Here is a 17599-nt window from a genome sequence, read left to right on the forward strand (position 1 = left end):
TTTCTGTCGCGCGTCGCCTGTCCCTTGCCCCACGCAGATGAAGGTCGCGGGTTACGCAGACGCCTCCGCCGTTCGCGAGACGCGCGGCAGGGCGTTGAGCTGGACGGCGACGTAGTCCATGTGGCCGCCGGCGGCGAGGCGTGCGCGGTCGGGGTCGCGCTGCAGGATCGCGGCGAGCAGGGCGTCGTGCTGCCGGCGCAACTGCTGCGAGACCGGCGATTGCGGCGACAGGCCGGCGAGGCTGACCTGCACGTGGTCGTGCAGCAGCGCCAGCAGGGAGGCGATGAGATACGAGAACACCGGATTGTGCGTCGCATCGGCGATGGCGCGGTGGAAGGCCACGTCGCTGCGGATCTGCGCCTGCCGGTCGCTGCCGTTGTAGGCCGCATCGACCGCGGCGTGCGCCGAACGGAGTCGCTCGCGATCCCGGTCGTCGTGCCGCAGCGCCGCCAGTTCCGCGGTGCGGCCTTCCAGCATCGCGCGGAACTCCACCAGGTCGGCCTGCAGCATCGGATGGTTGCGCGCCATGTCCTGCCAGATCTCCGCCATCCCGCGCTCGGTGGCCGCGACCACATAGGTACCGTCGCCCTGACGGCGCTCCAGCACGCCTCGCGCGACCAGCAGGCCGATCGCCTCGCGCGCCGTCGCTCGCGAGACCTGCAGGCGCTCGGCGAGCGTGCGTTCGGCGGGTAGTCGGCGGCCGGCGACGTAGCGCCCGTCGGCGATGGCCTGTTCGAGGTGGCGGGTGACCTGGGCGACCTGGGAGGACATGACGGCCTGCACTCGGATTGGTCGGACCAATATACCGCCCTCGGGAAGGCGTCACAGACTCGGTGCCGGACAAGACAGACCCGCCCGCCATGCGCTCGCCAGATCCTGCCGGCTCCTCCCCCCTTCGGGACGTGTACGTGTTCGCCACCTGCGTGGTGGACCTGTTCATGCCCGACGCCGGCCTGGACGCGATCGCCGTGCTGGAACGGATCGGTTGCCGCGTGCACCTGCCCGAGGCGCAGACCTGCTGCGGACAGCCCGCCTACACCAGCGGCTTTCCCGAGGAATCGCGCAAGGTCGCGCGCGCACAGCTGGACCTGTTCCCGCAGCGTTGGCCGATCGTGGTGCCGTCGGGCTCCTGCGCGGGGATGATGCGGCACCACTGGCCGCGGCTGTTCGCGGACGATCCCGTGCTGCTGGCACGCGTGCGCGACATCGGCGCGCGGGTGGTCGAGTTCTCCGACTTCCTCGCGGCGACCGATCTGCCGATGCCCGCGCCTGTCACCGCCGATCCGGTGTCCATCTGCCTGCACACCTCGTGCAGTGCACGCCGCGAGACCGGCGCACTGGCCAGCGGGCGCCGGCTGCTGGAGGCGCTGCCCGGCGTCGAGCTGAAGATCCAGGCCTACGAATCCGAATGCTGCGGCTTCGGCGGCACCTTCGCGGTCAAGCAGCCCGAGATCTCCGCCGCGATGGCCGGCGACAAGGCGGATGCATTAGCGGGCAGCGGCTGCGATGCCTTCGTCAGCGGCGATTGCGGCTGCCTGCTCAACCTCAACGGCACGCTGGCGCGTCGCGAGGCGCCGCTGCAGGGCCGGCATATCGCCAGCTTCCTGCGCGAGCGCTGGGGCCTGCCCGCACCGGACGCCGGCGCATGAGCCTGCCCGCCGCCTCCACCCGCGCGCGTTCCGCGATCCTGTCGCGGCTGCGTGCGGCCGCACCGGTCGAACTGCCGGTACCTGACGTGGCCGCGTACTACGCCGACGCCGGCACGCCATCCGTCGCCGCGATGCGCGAACGCTTCATCGCGCAGGCGCGCGGCTGGCGTGCCGAGGTGATCGAGACCGACGCCGCCACATGGCCGACCGCGCTCGCCGCGGTGCTGGCGGACAAGGGCGTGCGCCGCCTGATGGCGGGGCGCGACACGGTGCTGGTCGAGGGTCTTTACGCCGCCACGCAGGCGGTGACGCTGGACTGGTACGACGCGCCCATCGAAACGCTCAAGCCGGTGCTGTTCGACACTGTCGATGCCGGCATCACCACCACGCTGGGTGGCATCGCGGAAACCGGCAGCCTGATCCTGTGGCCGGACGCGCGCGAGCCGCGCACGCTGTCGCTGTTGCCGCCGCTGCATATCGCGGTGCTGCGTGAAACCGACCTGCAGCCCACGCTGTACGCGGCCATGCGGCATCGGCAATGGGCGGCAGGCCTGCCCACCAACGCGCTGCTGGTCACCGGCCCGTCCAAGACCGCCGACATCCAGCGCCTGCTGGTCTACGGCGCGCACGGTCCGCGCGAACTCGTCATCCTGCTGCTGCGCGCCGAGACCACGGCATGAGCGCGGTACGGCCCACCGCCGATCCGGTCGCGTTCAAGGACAACGCGCGCCTGGTGCTGGCCGATCCGGTGCTGCGTCGCGGTTTCCGCGGTGCGATGGACTACCTGGCCGACAAGCGCGCCGCGCAGTTCCCCGAACAGGATGCGTTCGAACGGCTGCGCACGCTGGGCGAACACCTGCGCAAGCGCGCGCTGTCGCGGCTGCCGGACCTGCTGGAACAGCTGGAGCAGGCGCTGCAGGCACGCGGCGTGCAGGTGCATTGGGCCGAGGATGCGGCCGATGCGAACCGCATCTTCCAGGAGATCGCCGCGCGCCACGACGCCCGCATGATGGTCAAGGGCAAATCGATGGTCAGCGAGGAGATCGAACTGAACCATCGCATGCAGGAACACGGCATCGCCTGTGTCGAGACCGACATGGGCGAGTACATCCTGCAGCTCGACAACGACCGGCCCAGCCACATCATCATGCCGGCGATCCACAAGACCAAGGAAGACGTGGCGAAGATATTCGCCGAGCACATCCCCGGCGCCGGCTACACCGAGGACGTGGACGAACTGATCGCGATCGGCCGCGTGGCGCTGCGCGACAAGTTCCGCCAGGCGAAGATCGGGGTATCGGGCGTCAACTTCATGGTCGCCGAGACCGGCTCGCTGGTGCTGGTGGAGAACGAAGGCAACGGACGGCTGTCGACCACGGTACCGGACGTGCACATCGCCATCACCGGCATCGAGAAGGTCATCGAAAAGCTCGAGCACGTGCCGCCGCTGTTCACCCTGCTGACGCGCTCGGCCACCGGCCAGGCGGTGACCACCTACCTCAACGTCATCAGCGGTCCGCGCCGCGAGGGCGAGAAGGACGGGCCGCGCGAAGTGCACCTGGTGCTGCTGGACAACGGCCGCAGCCAGGCCTTCGCCGAGGAACCCTTCCGCGCGACGCTGCAGTGCATCCGCTGCGGCGCATGCATGAACCACTGTCCCGTCTACGCGCGCATCGGCGGCCTGTCGTACGGCACGACCTACCCGGGGCCGATCGGCGCGATCATCTCGCCACACCTGCTGGGGCTGGAATCGACCCGCGACCTGCCGACCGCGTCCAGCCTGTGCGGCGCCTGCGGCGATGTATGCCCGGTCGGCATCCCCATTCCCGAGCTGCTGATGCACCTGCGCGAAGCGGGACGGCACCATCGTCCCGCACTGCAGCAGCGCGACGCATTGAAGGGGCAGGGGGCAGTGCGTAGCATCCCGGAGGTCCTCGCCTGGAAGGCGTGGCGACTGCTGTATTCCAGTGGAGTGCGGTATCGCCTGTTCACCTGGATCGCTTCCCGGCTGCGCGGCCTTACGCCTGCGCACCAGGGCGGCTGGACCCGATCCCGTACGCCGCTGACGCCCGCGCCGCGCTCGCTGCGCGAGCGATGGCGGACGTCGCGCACCCGCATCACCACCGATACGCGCAGCATGCAGGAGACGTAGGGAACACGCTGGAAACGACCGCGGACCGGGAGCATCCGCAGTCCATACACACGAACGGCACGCAAGCGGGAATGTCTTCGGCCGGCCTTGGGAGGGGTGGCATGGCAACTGTCCAACAACATGTCGAAACGGTGTTGCGGGTGATCCATTCGGGATCGCCCAGCACCGGAAGCAACGCCAATACCGATCTGATCCACCGCTCGTGGCGCCGTTGCGCCAACGAGCACGCCCTCGATCCGGCGATGCGTCCGGACGTGCGCATCGAAACCCACTCGCGCCTGCGCGAATGCCGCCAGCAGGTGGAAGAACACCTGCACGTCGCGCGCGCCGGCATGGAGCAGCTGTACAAGCACGTCTCCGACCTCGGTTACGTGCTGCTGCTGACCGATGCGGAAGGCGTCACTCTGGATTTCATCGGCAACGACACCTGGGATGCGCCGTTGCGCCGCGCGGGCCTGGCGCTGGGCGCGAACTGGAACGAGGTCCACGCCGGCACCAACGGCATCGGCACCTGCATCGCCGAGCAGTCGACGGTGATCTGCGACCGCGAGGACCACTTCTACATCGGCCACATCGGCCTCAGCTGCACCAGCACGCCGCTGTACGATCCCGATGGCGCCTTCATGGGCGCGCTGGACGTGTCCGCGCTGTCGTCGCCGGATCGGCGCGAGAGCCTGCACCTGGCGCGCCATCTGACCGTGCTGCATGCGCGGATGATCGAGGACGCCAACTTCATCCGCCAGTTCCGCGCGCACTGGATCCTGCGCCTCGGTACCGTCGGACCGCTGGTCGATGTCTGCGGCGAATTGATGCTGGCGGTGGACCGCGACGGCCGCATCGTCGGTGCCAACAGCGGCGCGCGCCAGCAGCTTCGCCTGCTGGAATCGCTGCACACGCGCGACGCCGCGCGCGCGCAACTGGTCGGCCATCACCTGACCGGCGTGTTCGGCACGCGCATCGACGACATCTGGCGGCTGACCAAGGGCACGTCGCACGATTCGCGCGGCGTGGTGACCACGTGGGACGGACAGGGCTACCACGCGTCGATGATCGCGCCGAAGACCGCGCCACGCCTGCAGGTATCGGAGGCGGGCGAGACGCAGCGGAATCCCGTGCAGGACAGCGTGCTGTCGCGGCTGTCCGGTGGCGATCCGCGCATGGACCAGTTGCTGGAACGTGCGGCACGCCTGGTCGACAAGCCGGTCAGCATCTTCCTGCAGGGCGAGACCGGTACCGGCAAGGAAGTCCTGGCCCGCGCGTTGCACGATGCCAGCCGTCGCGCGGAGCGTCCGTTCGTGGCGGTCAACTGCGCGGCGATCCCGGAGTCGCTGATCGAGAGCGAGCTGTTCGGCTATGCGCCGGGTACGTTCACCGGTGCGCGCAGCAAGGGCATGAAGGGACTGATCCAGCGCTCCGACGGTGGCACGCTGTTCCTCGACGAGATCGGCGACATGCCGCTGCCGCTGCAGACGCGCCTGCTGCGGGTGCTGGCGGAGCGCGAGGTGCTGCCGTTGGGTGCCGACGAGCCGGTGCGCGTGGATCTCAACGTGGTCGCCGCCTCCCACCGCGACCTGCGCCGCCAGATCGTCGCGGGCACGTTCCGCGAAGACCTGTACTACCGGCTGTGCGGCGCCACGCTGGCGTTGCCGGCGCTGCGCGAACGCGGCGACAAGGCATTCCTCATCGAGCGCATCCTGGAGATGGAAGCGCAGGCGATGGGCGTGCGGGCCGAGATCGACCCGCGTGCCGTGGCGGTGCTGCTGCGCCACGACTGGCCCGGCAACATCCGCGAGCTGCGCAATGCCCTGTGCTACGCCCTGTCGATCGCCGATGGCGCCACGGTCCGTGTAGACCATTTGCCCCAGGAGGTCTTCGAGACCGATGGCTCCGCCGTGCCCGCGACGGCGACGGTCATCCCGTTCCCGCGCGAACCTGCGGCCGGTACCGATGAACGCGGCGAGCTGCTGGAGGTACTGCGCCGCAACCGCTGGAACATCAGCGAAGCCGCGCGCGATCTGGGCGCATGCCGCGCCACCGTCTACCGGCGGATGAAGCGGCTGGACATCGTGTCGCCAACGCAGACCGACTAGCACCGTCCACCTGCAGCGCGCAGGGCGTGACCCTGCGACCCGACGGCCCGTCCTTGCGACGGGCCGTCTTCGTTTGCGCCGCCATCGCGCCGCCGTGTCCAGAGGGTGCGACACCTGTCGCAGGTGGCTGCGACAGCTGGTCGCATGCACGTGTCGCATGTGCATTGCACTGCCGCATGGATTTGATGGCCTCCACCGATGGAGTCGGCGACAAGTCATTGATTCGACAGGAAGGCATGTCCATGGCTCCGTTGCACTGCAACGTGGCACGCGGCTTGCGCTGCCTCCTGCGTGGACCTGATGCGCGTGCGCAGCGGTCCCGGAACCACCGCCGCACGGACAACGTTCCGTGGACCGGCCGGTCCATTCACTCGGGAGGGAAGCACCACCATGAAGAGAGAGACGATGCCGTCGCTGCCGCGCCTGTTGCCGTTGGCCTTGTTGCCGCTGCTGGCGATCGCGGGCACGGCCAGCGCGCAGACCACGTTCGACGTGATCGGTCCGCGCGAGTACGAGCTGCCGGTCGGTTTCGAACCGTTCAACGTGTTCGTGCAGTACGCCACGTACCAGGACAACGGACGCGTCTTCAATGCCGATGGCGACCGCGTCGACGGCTCGGGCAGCAAAGCGCTGACCGGCCTGTCCAAGTACGTGCGCTTCTGGACGCCCGAATCGAACAAGAAGATCGGCGTGGCCTGGGAAGTGATCGTGCCCGAGGTTGCCATCCGCAACACGCGCGCTCCGGAAGGCGACCGCCACATCAGCGGCATCGGCGACCCGATGACGGGCTTCGCCATCTGGTACAAGCCCAGCGAGAAGGCCACGCTCGGCTTCCAGTCGTTCGTGCAGGTGCCGGTGGGCACCGAGCGCGTCAGCGACACCAACTGGAAGAACCTCTCGAGCTTCTTCTGGGACTGGCGGATGGGCGACAAGTTCGGCTGGACCGGCGACGCCGGCTTCGTCTGGCAGAGCCGGCGCGACAGCGGCATCCAGCCCGGCCTGACGCTGCACACCAACAACCGCTTCGCCTACCGCGCGTCGCAGCGGCTCGAGCCGTTCCTGGCGCTGGATGCCGAGCACACCGAATCGAACGATGGCCTGCCGACCGGTTGGGCCGTCGATGCCGGCGCGGGCCTGATGGTCCATACCTTCGACAACCAGTCCATCACGTTGCGCTACTCGACTTCGCTCGACGGCAAGAACCACAGCGTCAACGACAGCCTCAACCTGAAGTACGCCTACGTGTGGTGATCACCGCCGGTGGTGCGCCGTTCCCCATGGATGGCGCGCCTGCAAGGACAACACAAGCAAAGGAAACCCCATGACACAGACCTACCAGAACTACATCGATGGCGCGTTCGTCGCCGGCGGCGGCGCGACCATCGACGTGACCAACCCCGCCGACGGCGCATTGCTCGCGCGGATCCCCGACAGCGATGCCGCGACCGTGGACGCCGCCGTATCCGCCGCGCGGCGTGCACAGCCGGCGTGGGAGAAGCTTGCCCCGATCGAACGCGCGGGCTACCTGCGCAAGATCTCCGCCAAGCTGCGCGAGCACCGCAAGGAACTCGCCGGCGTGATCGTCCGCGAGCAGGGCAAGATCCAGCAGCTGGCGCAGGTCGAGGTCGACTTCACCGCCGACTACATCGACTACATGGCCGAGTGGGCGCGCCGCCTGGAAGGCGAGATCCTCACCAGCGACCGCGCGAACGAGAACATCTTCCTGTTCCGCAAGCCGATCGGCGTGGTGGCCGGCATCCTGCCGTGGAACTTCCCGTTCTTCCTGATCGCCCGCAAGCTGGCGCCCGCGCTGATCACCGGCAACACCATCGTGATCAAGCCGAGCGAGGAAACGCCGATCAACGCGTACGAGTTCGCGAAGCTCGTCGCCGAGACCGACCTGCCGAAGGGCGTGTTCAACCTGGTCGGCGGCCTCGGGCGCAGCACCGGGCAGGCGCTGGTCGAGCATCCGCAGGTCGACCTGATCACCTTCACCGGCAGCGTGGCCACCGGCAGCCGCATCATGCAGACGGCGGGTCGCAACCTGACCCGCGTGAACCTGGAACTGGGCGGCAAGGCGCCGGCCATCGTGCTGGCCGATGCCGACCTCGACCTGGCGGCCAAGGCGATCTATGACTCGCGCGTGATCAACACCGGACAGGTCTGCAACTGCGCCGAGCGCGTGTACGTCGAACGCGGTGCGCATGAAGCGCTGGTCGAGCGGCTGGTCAAGCTGTTCCGCGACACGCAGTACGGCGATCCCTCCGAGCGCGACGACCTGCAGATGGGCCCGCTGGTGAACCAAGCCGGCCTGGACAAGGTCGCGGCCGCGGTGGAACAGGCCAAGCGCGATGGCGCCACCATCGTCACCGGCGGCAAGCCGGCGGAGCTGGGCAAAGGGTTCCACTACGAGCCGACACTGATCGTCGATGCGCGCGCCGACATGGCGATCATGCGCGAGGAGACGTTCGGCCCGGTGCTGCCGATCCAGGTGGTCGACAGCCTCGACGAAGCCATCGCGCTGGCCAACGATTCCGAGTACGGACTGACGTCGTCGATCTTCACCCGCGACATCAACGCGGCGATGAAGGCGGCGCGCGAGCTGCGCTTCGGCGAGACCTACATCAACCGCGAGCACTTCGAGGCCATGCAGGGCTTCCATGCGGGCCGGCGCAAGTCCGGCATCGGCGGCGCCGACGGCAAGCACGGCCTGCTCGAGTTCACCGAGACCCACGTGGTCTATCTGCAGACGCCCTGAAGAAGAGAGTAGCCACGATGAGCGAAGCGAAAGAACAGGGCGGTTGCGCGTGCGCATGCGCCGGACATCCCGACGACAGCGGGCGGCGCAGCATGCTGACCGGCGCACTCGCGCTGGCCGCACTAGCGCCGTTGGCCGCGGTCAGCTGTGGTGCGCAGGCACAGGCGGCCGCACCGGCGCCGGCTGCCACGCGCAGCCAGAAGCCGGAGCCGGGCGACAAGCTGGCTTTCATGATCGGGCCCAAGGCGGGCAAGGAAGTGAAGCCTGCCGATATCGAAGTCGGCAAGCCGCCGGTGCTGGCGTATCCGATGGATCCGACGACCGGCAAGGTGCTGATCTCGAAAGCCAACCTGCTGACGGTGGTGCGACTGAAGCCGGCCGACCTGAAACCGACCAGCGCCCGCAACGCCGCCGACGGCATCGTCGCGTTCTCGTCGCTGTGCACGCACTACGGCTGTCCCATCACCACGCTGCACCCGAGCCAGACGCAGATCGTCTGCAACTGCCATGGCTCGGTGTTCGACGCGGCCAACCGCGGCGCCGTCACGACGGGGCCGGCCACGCGCCGGCTCGCCATGCTGCCGGTGACGATCAAGGACGGCGCGCTGGTGGTCAGCGGCAAGTTCGACGGACCGCTCGGTCCGCCGACCACCTGATCCGCGCACGCGGCCACGTCCACTTTCCACCACACACACCAACGCTTCACCCGGGAGGAGACCCATGCACCTGAAACTGATCACGGCCGCGCTCGTCGCGTCCCTCGCTTCGGCCCCGCTCGCCGCGGCCGATTACCAACCCGTCACCGACGCGCGCCTGGCCAAGCAGGAGCCGGCAAATTGGCTGCTGACCAAGGGCAACTACGCCGGCTGGAGCTACAGCGAACTGGACCAAGTCACCACCGCCAACGTCGCCAAGCTGCGGCCGGTGTGGTCCGCGGCTACCGGCGTGAACTCCGGCCATGAAGCGCCCGCCATCGTCAATGGCGACTACATGTTCGTGGCCACGCCGCACAACCAAGTGATCGCCTACGACACGCGCACCGGCAAGGTCCGCTGGAAGTTCGTGCGCGAAGTGCCGGAGGGCCTGGGCGCCCTCCACCGCACCAACCGCGGCGTGTCGCTGTACGGCGACAAGGTGTACGTCGGCAGCATCGACTGCATGCTCAGCGCGCTCGACGCCAAGACCGGCACGCTGGTGTGGGAAGCGCAGGTCTGCGACTGGGAGCAGGACAGCGCCTACATCACGTCCGCGCCGCTGGTGGTCAAGGGCAAGGTGCTGATCGGGCCGTCCGGCGGCGAGTTCGGCGTGCGCGGCTTCCTCAAGGCCTTCGATGCCGAAACCGGCAAGCTGGCATGGACGCGCTACAGCGTGCCGGCGCCGGGCGAGAAAGGGTTCGAGACGTGGCCGCAGGACGGCGAGTGGAAGGACGCGTGGAAGAACGGCGGCGGCACCATGTGGATGCCGGGCAACTACGACGCGACCAACAACGTCATCTATTGGGGCGTCGGCAACGGCGCGCCGTGGCTGGGCGACCAGCGCCCGGGCGACAACCTGTATCTCGCCTCGGTGCTCGCGCTCGATCCGGAGAGCGGCGACATCGTCAGCCACTTCCAGTACCACTGGAACGATTCGTGGGACTGGGCCGGCATGAATGCACCGACGCTGGTGGAGTTCAACCGCAACGGCAAGAAGGTGTCCGGTCTGATCAGCGCGCAGCGCAACGGCCGCCTGTACTGGCTGGACCGCGACGCCAAGGGCCAGATCACCTACAACAAGTCCGAGCCGTACGTGCACAACACGGTGTTCACCAGCATCGATCCGAAGACCGGCCGCCCGACCTACAACGAAGAAGCGAAGCCGGCGACCGGCAAGACGCGCACCTACTGCCCGAGCCTGTGGGGCGGCAAGGACTGGCCGTACGAGGCGTACAACCCGAAGACCGGCATGCTGTACATCCCTTACAACGACAACCACTGCCTCACGCTGACCGGCCTGATCCAGCCACGCATCCCCGGCCAGTGGTCGGCCGGCGTGGACATCAACCGCCTCGACCTGTCGCTGAAGAAGGACTTCGACCACATCGGCGGCATCCAGGCGTGGAGCGTGGACGGCGGCAAGGAAGTATGGCGCGAGAAGTACCCGCACTCGTGGAACTGGGGCTCGATCATGACCACCGCCGGCGGCGTGCTGTTCGCGGGCGGCACCAACGACCGCATGTTCCGTGCGTACGACGCCAAGACGGGCAAGCTGCTGTGGGAGTTCCCCACGCCGTCCGGCATCATCGCGCCGCCCAGCACCTTTACCGTCGATGGCAAGCAGTACATCGCCGTGGTGTCGGGCTGGGGCGTGGACGCGCAATGGATCCAGGGCAAGATGCACGGCCTGGCGGGATGGGAGAAGGCGGTGCCGGAAGGCGGCTCGGTGTGGGTGTTCGCACTCGGCGACTGACCCGCGCAACCGTCGATCCTTGCCTGCGCGGCCCCGGTGACGGGGTCGCGCAGGGCAACCACCCGATTCACAGGAACTCCCCCATGTCACCGAAATCCGTACTTCCCTGCCTCGTCTTCTCTGTGCTGGCCCTGGTCCCGCTGCATGCAGCGGCCAAGACCTGCAACGTCGCCATCGGCAGCAACGATGCGATGCAGTTCGACAAGCAGGAAATCCGCATCGCCGCCGACTGCACGCAGGTGAAACTGACGCTGCGGCATACTGGCGCCCTTCCCGCCGAGGTGATGGGCCACAACTGGGTGTTGACGACCACCGCCAACCTCGAGGCGCTCGCCACCGCCGCCGGCAAGCTTCCCGCCAGCAGCGATCACGTGCCCAAGGGCGACGCCCGCGTACTGGCGGCCAGCAAGGTGGTGGGCGGTGGCCAGTCGACCACCTTCACCTTCTCCACGTCGGCGCTGCGCAAGGGCGGCGACTACACGTTCTTCTGCTCGGTCCCGGGCCACTGGATGATGATGAAAGGCAAGTTGGTGTTCGGATGATCGACGCATGCGCATGAGGTCGCGAGTATCGCCGTTGCTGGGTGCTGCGTTGCTGGCACCGGCTGCGATGGCGGCACCTGCCGGCGAGCCGGCGGCGCCGATGGAAACGCTCGATCGGGTGGTCGTCACCGCGACCCGACTGGACACCGTTACCGCCTTCGACGCACCGGCATCGACCAGCGCGGTCGCGCTCGGCGATGGCGGCGCGCGTCCACAGGCGGCCTTGTCGGAAATGCTGGACGGAATTCCCGGCGTACTGGCGCGCGAGCGACAGAATCTTGCACAGGACACGCAGCTGTCGATCCGCGGCTTCGGCGCACGTTCGACGTTCGGCGTGCGCGGACTGCGGCTGTACGCCGACGGCGTACCCGCGACCATGCCGGACGGGCAGGGACAGGTCTCGCACGTCACCATGCTCGCGGCGGACCGTGTCGAAGTACTGCGCGGTCCGTTCTCCGCGCTGCACGGCAATTCCTCTGGTGGCGTGATCCAGGTATGGAGCGATATCCCCGACGAGGGACACGAAGCACGCGTGCAGGCCAGCGTGGCCAGCCACGACAGCACCGTGATCGGCGCGCGCCTCCGTGGCGCAGGGGACGTGCTGGGCTACAGCGTGGCGGCCTCTGTGCTGGATACGCAGGGCTACCGAGACCATAGCGCGGCGCGGCGCGAGTCGCTGAACGCCAAGCTGCGGTTCCGTCCGGTCACCGGCACGCTCGACCTGCTGCTCAACCATTTCAATGCGCCCGATGCCAAGGACCCGTTGGGCCTGACACGGGCGCAGGCCTGGGAGGATCCGGGACAGGCATCGCCGGTCGCAACCCAGTACGACACCCGCAAGTCGGTCCGCCAGGACCAGCTGGGCGCAGTCTACGAATGGCCGTTCGCGCAAGGTCATCGCCTGCGTGCGATGGCCTATGGCGGACGACGCGAGGTGGAGCAGTACCTGGCATTGCCGATCGCGGCGCAGGCCAACCGGCTCAATTCCGGCGGCGTGATCGATCTGGACAACGACTACGGCGGCGCCGACCTGCGCTGGTCGTGGTCCGGCGATCTCGCAGGGCGGCCGTTCGAAGTGAGCGCGGGCGCCAATGCGGACCGCCAGCGCCAGCATCGCCGCGGCTACGAGAACTTCGTCGGCACGACGTTGGGCGTGCGCGGTGCGCTGCGTCGCGATGAGCGCAACCAGGTCTGGAACGTGGACCAGTACGCGCAGGCATGGTGGCGTGTCGCGCCACGCTGGTCGCTGCTGATGGGCGCGCGCCACAGCCGGGTCGGCTTCCGCTCGGACGACGACTACATCGCGACCGGCAATCCCGACGACAGCGGCCGCGTGGTCTACGAGCGCACGACGCCGGTGGCCGGCGTTGTTTTCGCGCCGGCGGATGCGTGGCGCGTCTATGCATCGGTCGGACGCGGCTTCGAGACGCCGACGTTCAACGAAGTCGGTTACCGCGCCGACGGCGGCGCCGGCCTGGCTTTCGACCTGCGACCGGCGACGACGCGCAATGCCGAGCTGGGCATGAAGTGGCGCGGCGAACACGGTGCGCGCGTCGAAGCCGCGCTGTTCCGCGCCGATACCGATGACGAACTGGCGGTCGCACGCAATGTCGGCGGCCGCAGCAGCTTCCGCAATGTCGGCGCCGCACGGCGGCAGGGCGTGGAGATGCAGGCGGACCTGCCGCTGTCGAACGCTTGGCAATTGCAGGCCGCCTATACCTGGCTGGATGCGACCTTCCGCGACAGCTTTCCGATCTGCACCGCGAGCGGCTGCACCTCGCCGATCGTGCAGGTAGCGGCCGGCACGCGCATTCCCGGTGTCGCACGGCAGCAGGCGTCGCTGCGGTTGCGCTGGCAGGGCGAGCACTGGAACGCCGCGGCGCAGCTGCTGGGCGTCAGCGATGTCACCGTGAACGATACCGGCAGCGAGCGGGCGCCCGGCTATGGCCTGCTCAATCTGGAAGTGGTGCGCGACTGGTCGGCGGGCGGCGGGCGTCTGCAGGGCTTCGCGCGCATCGACAACGCGTTGGACCGCTTCCACATCGGTTCCGTCATCGTCAACGAAGGCAACGGACGCTTCTACGAACCGGGCGCGGACCGCACGTTCACCGTCGGCCTGCGCTGGCTGTGGGCGGACGGCTGAGGCACGCGCGCCTCAGGGTGTCGACGAGTCTTTTGCGGGGCGTTGCGAGGCGACGTGCCGCATGATGTCGATGAAGGACGCCACCCAGTAGACATCCGGATGCGCGGCGAGATGGCGCAGCAACTGTTCGTGCGCCTCGTTGGACACCGCGAGGTGGTCGCCGCCGATGCCGTGGAAGGTGAAGCTGACCATCGTGCCGCGGCGCGCAGCCTCTTCCACGCGTGCGATCAACTGCTCGCCGGTGACGTCCACCGGCACGTCGACCGGCACGGCCGCGGGATCGAGCGTGGCCATGTCGGCGATCACGCCGCCTTGGCCCAGTTTGATGGCCACGAATTCCCGGGCGATGGCATCGATGTAGTTGCCATCACGCGCCTGGGTATCGCCGCAGGGCACCGTCATTGTCCGCTCGAGTCTGCCGTCGATCGCCGTCAGCATCACGTTCGCCAGCAGCACCTGGTCGCGCAATTGCGCCACGGTCGTGGTATCCAGGTCGCGATGTGCAGGAACCCATTGCCTGTCGGGAAGCGATGAAGAGCAGGCATGGAACAGCGTGTGGTTGCCGAGTTCGTGGCCGTTGCGCGCGGCAGCGGCCCATTCGCGCTGGCGCGTGCGCAGGGTGTCGGCCGCCAGCGTCAGGTAGAAGCTGCCCTTCAGGCCATGGCGGTCGAGCGCGGGAATCGCGTTGTCGAGTTGCGACGGCGCGGCATCGTCGTACGCCAGGCTGACGGCCGCCTTCCTGCCGCCGGGCCACGGAAACGGCTCGGCGGCCTGCGCCGTCGCGGCGACGGTCGCCAGTACCAGCAGCGCGAACCGCCGCGCGCCGCGCATGCCTACTGCACCAGCGTCTGGATGGCGCGTGCCGGGATCGTCACCACCGCCGAGGCCTGGCCGACGTAGAAGTTGTAGGCGATCTCCTTGTCGGTCGGATTCATCACCACCGTCGCCAGACGGCCGTCCGGATTGACGAAGGCGGTGGCCAGCAGCGTGCTGCGGCTGGTGGCGGTGCTGACGCGGCGAGCTTCCGGTCGGATGAACTTGGAGAAGTGGCCGATGTAGTAGTAGCTCGGTGTATAGATCAGCTCACCGGTGCGCGTGTCGGCGTGCAGCGGCGCGAAGCAGAAGTTGCCGACGTGGTTGGGGCCCCCTGTCTGGTCGAGCAGCATGTTCCAGTCGGTCCAGCCCACGGCGCCGTTGTTGAAGTCGTTGATCATCGACGTGCCGTAGCGCTCGGCATTCGGCCAGTGCTGGTAGCGCGCCGGGTCGAACTTCTCCACCGCCGCTTCGGTCAGCAGCACGGGCTTGTCGGGGAACGCCTCGGTCACGGCGGCCACGTTGCGGAACATGGGGTCGAAGCCCGCCCATGTCTCATACCAGTGGAAGCCGAGGCCCCACGCGTACTTCGCCGCCTCCGGATCACCCAGGATCACCTGGGCGCGGTACAGCATCATGTCGCGGTTGTGATCCCACACGATGATCTTCTTGTCGGCGTAGCCCGCGGCGTGCATGGTCGGGCCGAGGTGCAGCTTGAGGAAGTCGCGTTCCTCTTCCGCCGTGTACAGCATCGACTCCCACGTCTGCGTGGCCATGGGCTCGTTCTGCACGGTGATGCCCCAGATCGGAATGCCTTCCTTCTCGTAGGCCTGGATGAACTTCACGTAGTAGTTCGCCCACGCGTCGCGGTACTCGGGCAGCAGCGCGCCACCCTTCAGCATGTGCTTGTTGGTCTTCATGAAGGCCGGCGCGCTCCACGGGCTGGCGTACAGCGGCAACGCTCCGCCTGCCGCCGCGATGGCCTGCTTGATCATCGGAATGCGCGCCGTGCGGTCGTGCTCGATGGAGAAGGTGGCGAGATCCTTGTCGCCTTCCTCGATGTAGGTGTAGCTGGCGGAGCTGAAGTCGGAGCTGTGGATGGTGGTGCGCGCGATCGAATAGCCGATGCCATCCTGCTGGTCGTAGTAGGCGCGCATGAACTCGGCGCGCTTCTCCGGCGACAACGTGGCGTACACCTCGGCGGTGGAGTCGGTGATCGCACCGCCGATGCCGAGCAGGGCCTGGTGCTTTTTCGAAGGGTCGACGAACACGGAATTCTCGACCTCGGTGAGCTTGTGGCCGGCGTGCAGTGTGATGCTGCCGGTGCGCGCGAGCCGCTGCGCGCTGTCCTGCGCGGTGGTGTAGATGGCGACGGTGTCGGCCGCATGCGCGGCGGGCAAGCCGCTCATCATCGACAGGCCCAGCAGGGCGGCGAACAGGGGGGTATGGCGCATCGGCGGGATCCTCTTGGGCGCGACAGGGCGTCCCGCGTGGTGCGCGGGCGATGTCGAAGCGGCGTTGTTGACAGCGCTGTCATACAGTTGCTACACCATGCTGTCAACCGACCGGGCGCGGCGCTCCTGCGAAGGCTTCTTCCCGCAGGTATTTCCGCGCTGTGCGCGGCGTGGTGTGTTGCCTTGCAGCATGACGGGTGCGTCGTCGATCCCGCTTCGTGGAGAGCGGAAACGATACCCAGTGATGCGCGGCGCTGTCAGAATCCGGCCTCGTTGCCGGAAGGGATGGACGAAGTGGAGCGGGAACCGTCTTATGCGTAGTCGGATCGAGGATGTGGCCGCCGCGGCCGGCGTTTCGATGAAGACCGTGTCGCGCGTGCTCAACAACGAGCCCAACGTGCGCGACGAGATGCGCCAGCGTGTCATGGCCGCGGTCGAGAAGCTGCAGTACCGTCCGAACCTGTCGGCGCGCAGCCTGGCCGGGCAACGTTCGTACGTCATCGCGCTGGTCTACAACAATCCGTCGCGCAACTACCTGATGGAAATCCAGAGCGGCATGCTGGATGCCTGTCGCGACCACCACTACAACCTGGTGCTGGCACCGGTGGGTTCGCCCAAGCAGCGCAAGGCCGAAGACCTGAAGGTGGTGTTCGAGCATTTCGCGCCCGATGGCGTCGTGCTGATCCCGCCGCTGACCGACGATCCGGCCGTGCTGGAGTTCCTGGACGAGCACGAGGTGCCGTTCGCCTGCATCGCGCCGAAGCATCCCGATGACCGGATCGGCGTGATGATGGACGAGACGGCGGCGGTCCTGGAGCTGATGGCGGGATTGGTCGCGCAAGGGCATCGCCGCATCGCGCACATCAAGGGTCCCCCCGCCCATGGCGCATGCCAGTGGCGTTACAGGGGCTACAAGGATGCCCTGCGCGCGGCGGGCCTGGACTACGACGCGGACCTGGTGGTGCAGGGGGCGTTCTCGTTCGAGTCCGGCATCGAGGCCGGGGATCGGCTGCTCGCCCTGCCCAAGCCGCCCACCGCCATTTTTGCGGCCAATGACGACATGGCTGCCGGCGTCATCCGTGCGGCGTGCGAGCGCGGGCTGGCGGTGCCGCGCGACATCTCGGTGTGCGGATTCGACGATACGCCGATCGCCCGCCACATCTATCCCGCGCTCACCACGGTGCGCCAACCCACCTCGGAGATGGGCAAGCTCGCAACCTTGCAGCTGCTCGCACGCATCCGGACCGCCGACGCCGGCAGCATGGTGCAGGTGGAGCACGAAGTGGTGTTCCGCGAATCGACCCAGGCCCCGAAAGGGCGCTGATTCGCGGGCGTTCCACCGCTGGGGTGCATGCGCGCCGGCATCGCGCAGGGCGATTTCCGTCGTGACGGATTCCATACCAATAGAAAACCTTACGTGTGGTCGGCCGAAAAATTTCTCGTGAAGTCGTAACGCGGCGATAGTCGAGAAAACGGTTTCAGCTGCGTCGCAGCATCGGTTTCACAGCTTAAAACAAGGGGTTTTCGGTCGATCGAGAGCCGAATCACAA

General features: G+C 67.9%; 14 protein-coding genes. 11 read left to right on the forward strand and 3 right to left on the reverse strand.

From position 1 onward, the window contains the following. Positions 1 to 51: 51 nt before the first annotated feature. Entirely contained in the window at positions 52 to 771 is a 720-nt protein-coding gene (locus ACSQ1W_RS00175; protein WP_436041175.1) for a FadR/GntR family transcriptional regulator, read from the reverse strand. A gap of 137 nt (positions 772 to 908) precedes the next feature. Between ACSQ1W_RS00175 and ACSQ1W_RS00180 the strand changes: the two genes are divergently transcribed. The 10 genes from ACSQ1W_RS00180 to ACSQ1W_RS00225 all read left to right on the forward strand — a co-directional run bounded on the left by ACSQ1W_RS00180 (position 909) and on the right by ACSQ1W_RS00225 (position 13782). Next, positions 909 to 1649 (forward strand): (Fe-S)-binding protein, encoded by a 741-nt coding sequence (locus ACSQ1W_RS00180; protein WP_345776584.1) that lies wholly within the window; start codon positions 909 to 911, stop codon positions 1647 to 1649. After that, positions 1646 to 2329 carry a LutC/YkgG family protein gene (locus tag ACSQ1W_RS00185; protein ID WP_436041177.1) on the forward strand — a complete coding sequence of 228 codons (684 nt, stop codon included), beginning with the start codon at positions 1646 to 1648 and terminating at the stop codon, positions 2327 to 2329. Before ACSQ1W_RS00180 ends, ACSQ1W_RS00185 begins: the two co-directional genes overlap by 4 nt. Further along, positions 2326 to 3801 carry a LutB/LldF family L-lactate oxidation iron-sulfur protein gene (locus tag ACSQ1W_RS00190; protein WP_436041179.1) on the forward strand — a complete coding sequence of 492 codons (1476 nt, stop codon included), beginning with the start codon at positions 2326 to 2328 and terminating at the stop codon, positions 3799 to 3801. Before ACSQ1W_RS00185 ends, ACSQ1W_RS00190 begins: the two co-directional genes overlap by 4 nt. A gap of 101 nt (positions 3802 to 3902) precedes the next feature. After that, positions 3903 to 5891, forward strand: coding sequence for a sigma-54-dependent Fis family transcriptional regulator (locus ACSQ1W_RS00195; protein ID WP_436041181.1), 1989 nt, complete (start codon positions 3903 to 3905; stop codon positions 5889 to 5891). A gap of 390 nt (positions 5892 to 6281) precedes the next feature. Further along, the gene (locus ACSQ1W_RS00200; RefSeq protein WP_436041183.1) at positions 6282 to 7142 is read left to right on the forward strand and encodes a transporter; all 861 of its coding nucleotides are present in this window, start codon (positions 6282 to 6284) and stop codon (positions 7140 to 7142) included. A gap of 70 nt (positions 7143 to 7212) precedes the next feature. Beyond that, positions 7213 to 8649 (forward strand): aldehyde dehydrogenase, encoded by a 1437-nt coding sequence (aldA, locus tag ACSQ1W_RS00205; protein WP_436041185.1) that lies wholly within the window; start codon positions 7213 to 7215, stop codon positions 8647 to 8649. Between the two features lie 17 nt (positions 8650 to 8666). Then, positions 8667 to 9305 carry a ubiquinol-cytochrome c reductase iron-sulfur subunit gene (locus ACSQ1W_RS00210; protein ID WP_436041187.1) on the forward strand — a complete coding sequence of 213 codons (639 nt, stop codon included), beginning with the start codon at positions 8667 to 8669 and terminating at the stop codon, positions 9303 to 9305. 64 nt (positions 9306 to 9369) lie between these two features. Next, complete coding sequence (locus tag ACSQ1W_RS00215; RefSeq protein ID WP_436041189.1) at positions 9370 to 11097, forward strand: PQQ-dependent dehydrogenase, methanol/ethanol family; 1728 nt, start codon at positions 9370 to 9372, stop codon at positions 11095 to 11097. 83 nt (positions 11098 to 11180) lie between these two features. Then, positions 11181 to 11639: an azurin gene (gene azu / locus ACSQ1W_RS00220; protein WP_192270954.1), complete on the forward strand. Its 459-nt coding sequence runs from the start codon at positions 11181 to 11183 to the stop codon at positions 11637 to 11639. 7 nt (positions 11640 to 11646) lie between these two features. Beyond that, complete coding sequence (locus ACSQ1W_RS00225) at positions 11647 to 13782, forward strand: TonB-dependent receptor family protein (protein WP_436041191.1); 2136 nt, start codon at positions 11647 to 11649, stop codon at positions 13780 to 13782. Positions 13783 to 13794: 12 nt separating this feature from the next. Here ACSQ1W_RS00225 and ACSQ1W_RS00230 read toward each other — a convergent pair whose 3' ends face one another. Both ACSQ1W_RS00230 and ACSQ1W_RS00235 read right to left on the reverse strand, forming a co-directional pair. Continuing rightward, the gene (locus ACSQ1W_RS00230; protein WP_436041193.1) at positions 13795 to 14613 is read right to left on the reverse strand and encodes a polysaccharide deacetylase family protein; all 819 of its coding nucleotides are present in this window, start codon (positions 14611 to 14613) and stop codon (positions 13795 to 13797) included. Between the two features lie 2 nt (positions 14614 to 14615). After that, on the reverse strand, positions 14616 to 16049 hold the full coding sequence (locus tag ACSQ1W_RS00235) for a glycoside hydrolase family 30 protein (RefSeq protein WP_192270948.1): 1434 nt from the start codon (positions 16047 to 16049) through the stop codon (positions 14616 to 14618). A 313-nt stretch (positions 16050 to 16362) separates the two neighbouring features. Between ACSQ1W_RS00235 and ACSQ1W_RS00240 the strand changes: the two genes are divergently transcribed. Beyond that, the gene (locus tag ACSQ1W_RS00240; RefSeq protein ID WP_192270946.1) at positions 16363 to 17373 is read left to right on the forward strand and encodes a LacI family DNA-binding transcriptional regulator; all 1011 of its coding nucleotides are present in this window, start codon (positions 16363 to 16365) and stop codon (positions 17371 to 17373) included. Positions 17374 to 17599 lie beyond the last annotated feature (226 nt).

It is taken from the genome of Pseudoxanthomonas sp. LjRoot143 (assembly GCF_964252945.1).
Classification (GTDB): domain Bacteria; phylum Pseudomonadota; class Gammaproteobacteria; order Xanthomonadales; family Xanthomonadaceae; genus Pseudoxanthomonas_A.

What these genes read in the sequence shown, in the direction of transcription:
- ACSQ1W_RS00210 (WP_436041187.1), top strand. Translation starts at nt 8,667, where the DNA reads ATGAGCGAAGCGAAAGAACAGGGCGGTTGCGCGTGCGCATGCGCCGGA.
- ACSQ1W_RS00215 (WP_436041189.1), top strand. Translation starts at nt 9,370, where the DNA reads ATGCACCTGAAACTGATCACGGCCGCGCTCGTCGCGTCCCTCGCTTCG.
- ACSQ1W_RS00185 (WP_436041177.1), top strand. Translation starts at nt 1,646, where the DNA reads ATGAGCCTGCCCGCCGCCTCCACCCGCGCGCGTTCCGCGATCCTGTCG.
- azu (WP_192270954.1), top strand. Translation starts at nt 11,181, where the DNA reads ATGTCACCGAAATCCGTACTTCCCTGCCTCGTCTTCTCTGTGCTGGCC.
- ACSQ1W_RS00240 (WP_192270946.1), top strand. Translation starts at nt 16,363, where the DNA reads ATGCGTAGTCGGATCGAGGATGTGGCCGCCGCGGCCGGCGTTTCGATG.
- ACSQ1W_RS00235 (WP_192270948.1), bottom strand. Translation starts at nt 16,049, where the DNA reads ATGCGCCATACCCCCCTGTTCGCCGCCCTGCTGGGCCTGTCGATGATG.
- ACSQ1W_RS00190 (WP_436041179.1), top strand. Translation starts at nt 2,326, where the DNA reads ATGAGCGCGGTACGGCCCACCGCCGATCCGGTCGCGTTCAAGGACAAC.
- aldA (WP_436041185.1), top strand. Translation starts at nt 7,213, where the DNA reads ATGACACAGACCTACCAGAACTACATCGATGGCGCGTTCGTCGCCGGC.
- ACSQ1W_RS00175 (WP_436041175.1), bottom strand. Translation starts at nt 771, where the DNA reads ATGTCCTCCCAGGTCGCCCAGGTCACCCGCCACCTCGAACAGGCCATC.
- ACSQ1W_RS00195 (WP_436041181.1), top strand. Translation starts at nt 3,903, where the DNA reads ATGGCAACTGTCCAACAACATGTCGAAACGGTGTTGCGGGTGATCCAT.
- ACSQ1W_RS00230 (WP_436041193.1), bottom strand. Translation starts at nt 14,613, where the DNA reads ATGCGCGGCGCGCGGCGGTTCGCGCTGCTGGTACTGGCGACCGTCGCC.
- ACSQ1W_RS00200 (WP_436041183.1), top strand. Translation starts at nt 6,282, where the DNA reads ATGAAGAGAGAGACGATGCCGTCGCTGCCGCGCCTGTTGCCGTTGGCC.
- ACSQ1W_RS00225 (WP_436041191.1), top strand. Translation starts at nt 11,647, where the DNA reads ATGCGCATGAGGTCGCGAGTATCGCCGTTGCTGGGTGCTGCGTTGCTG.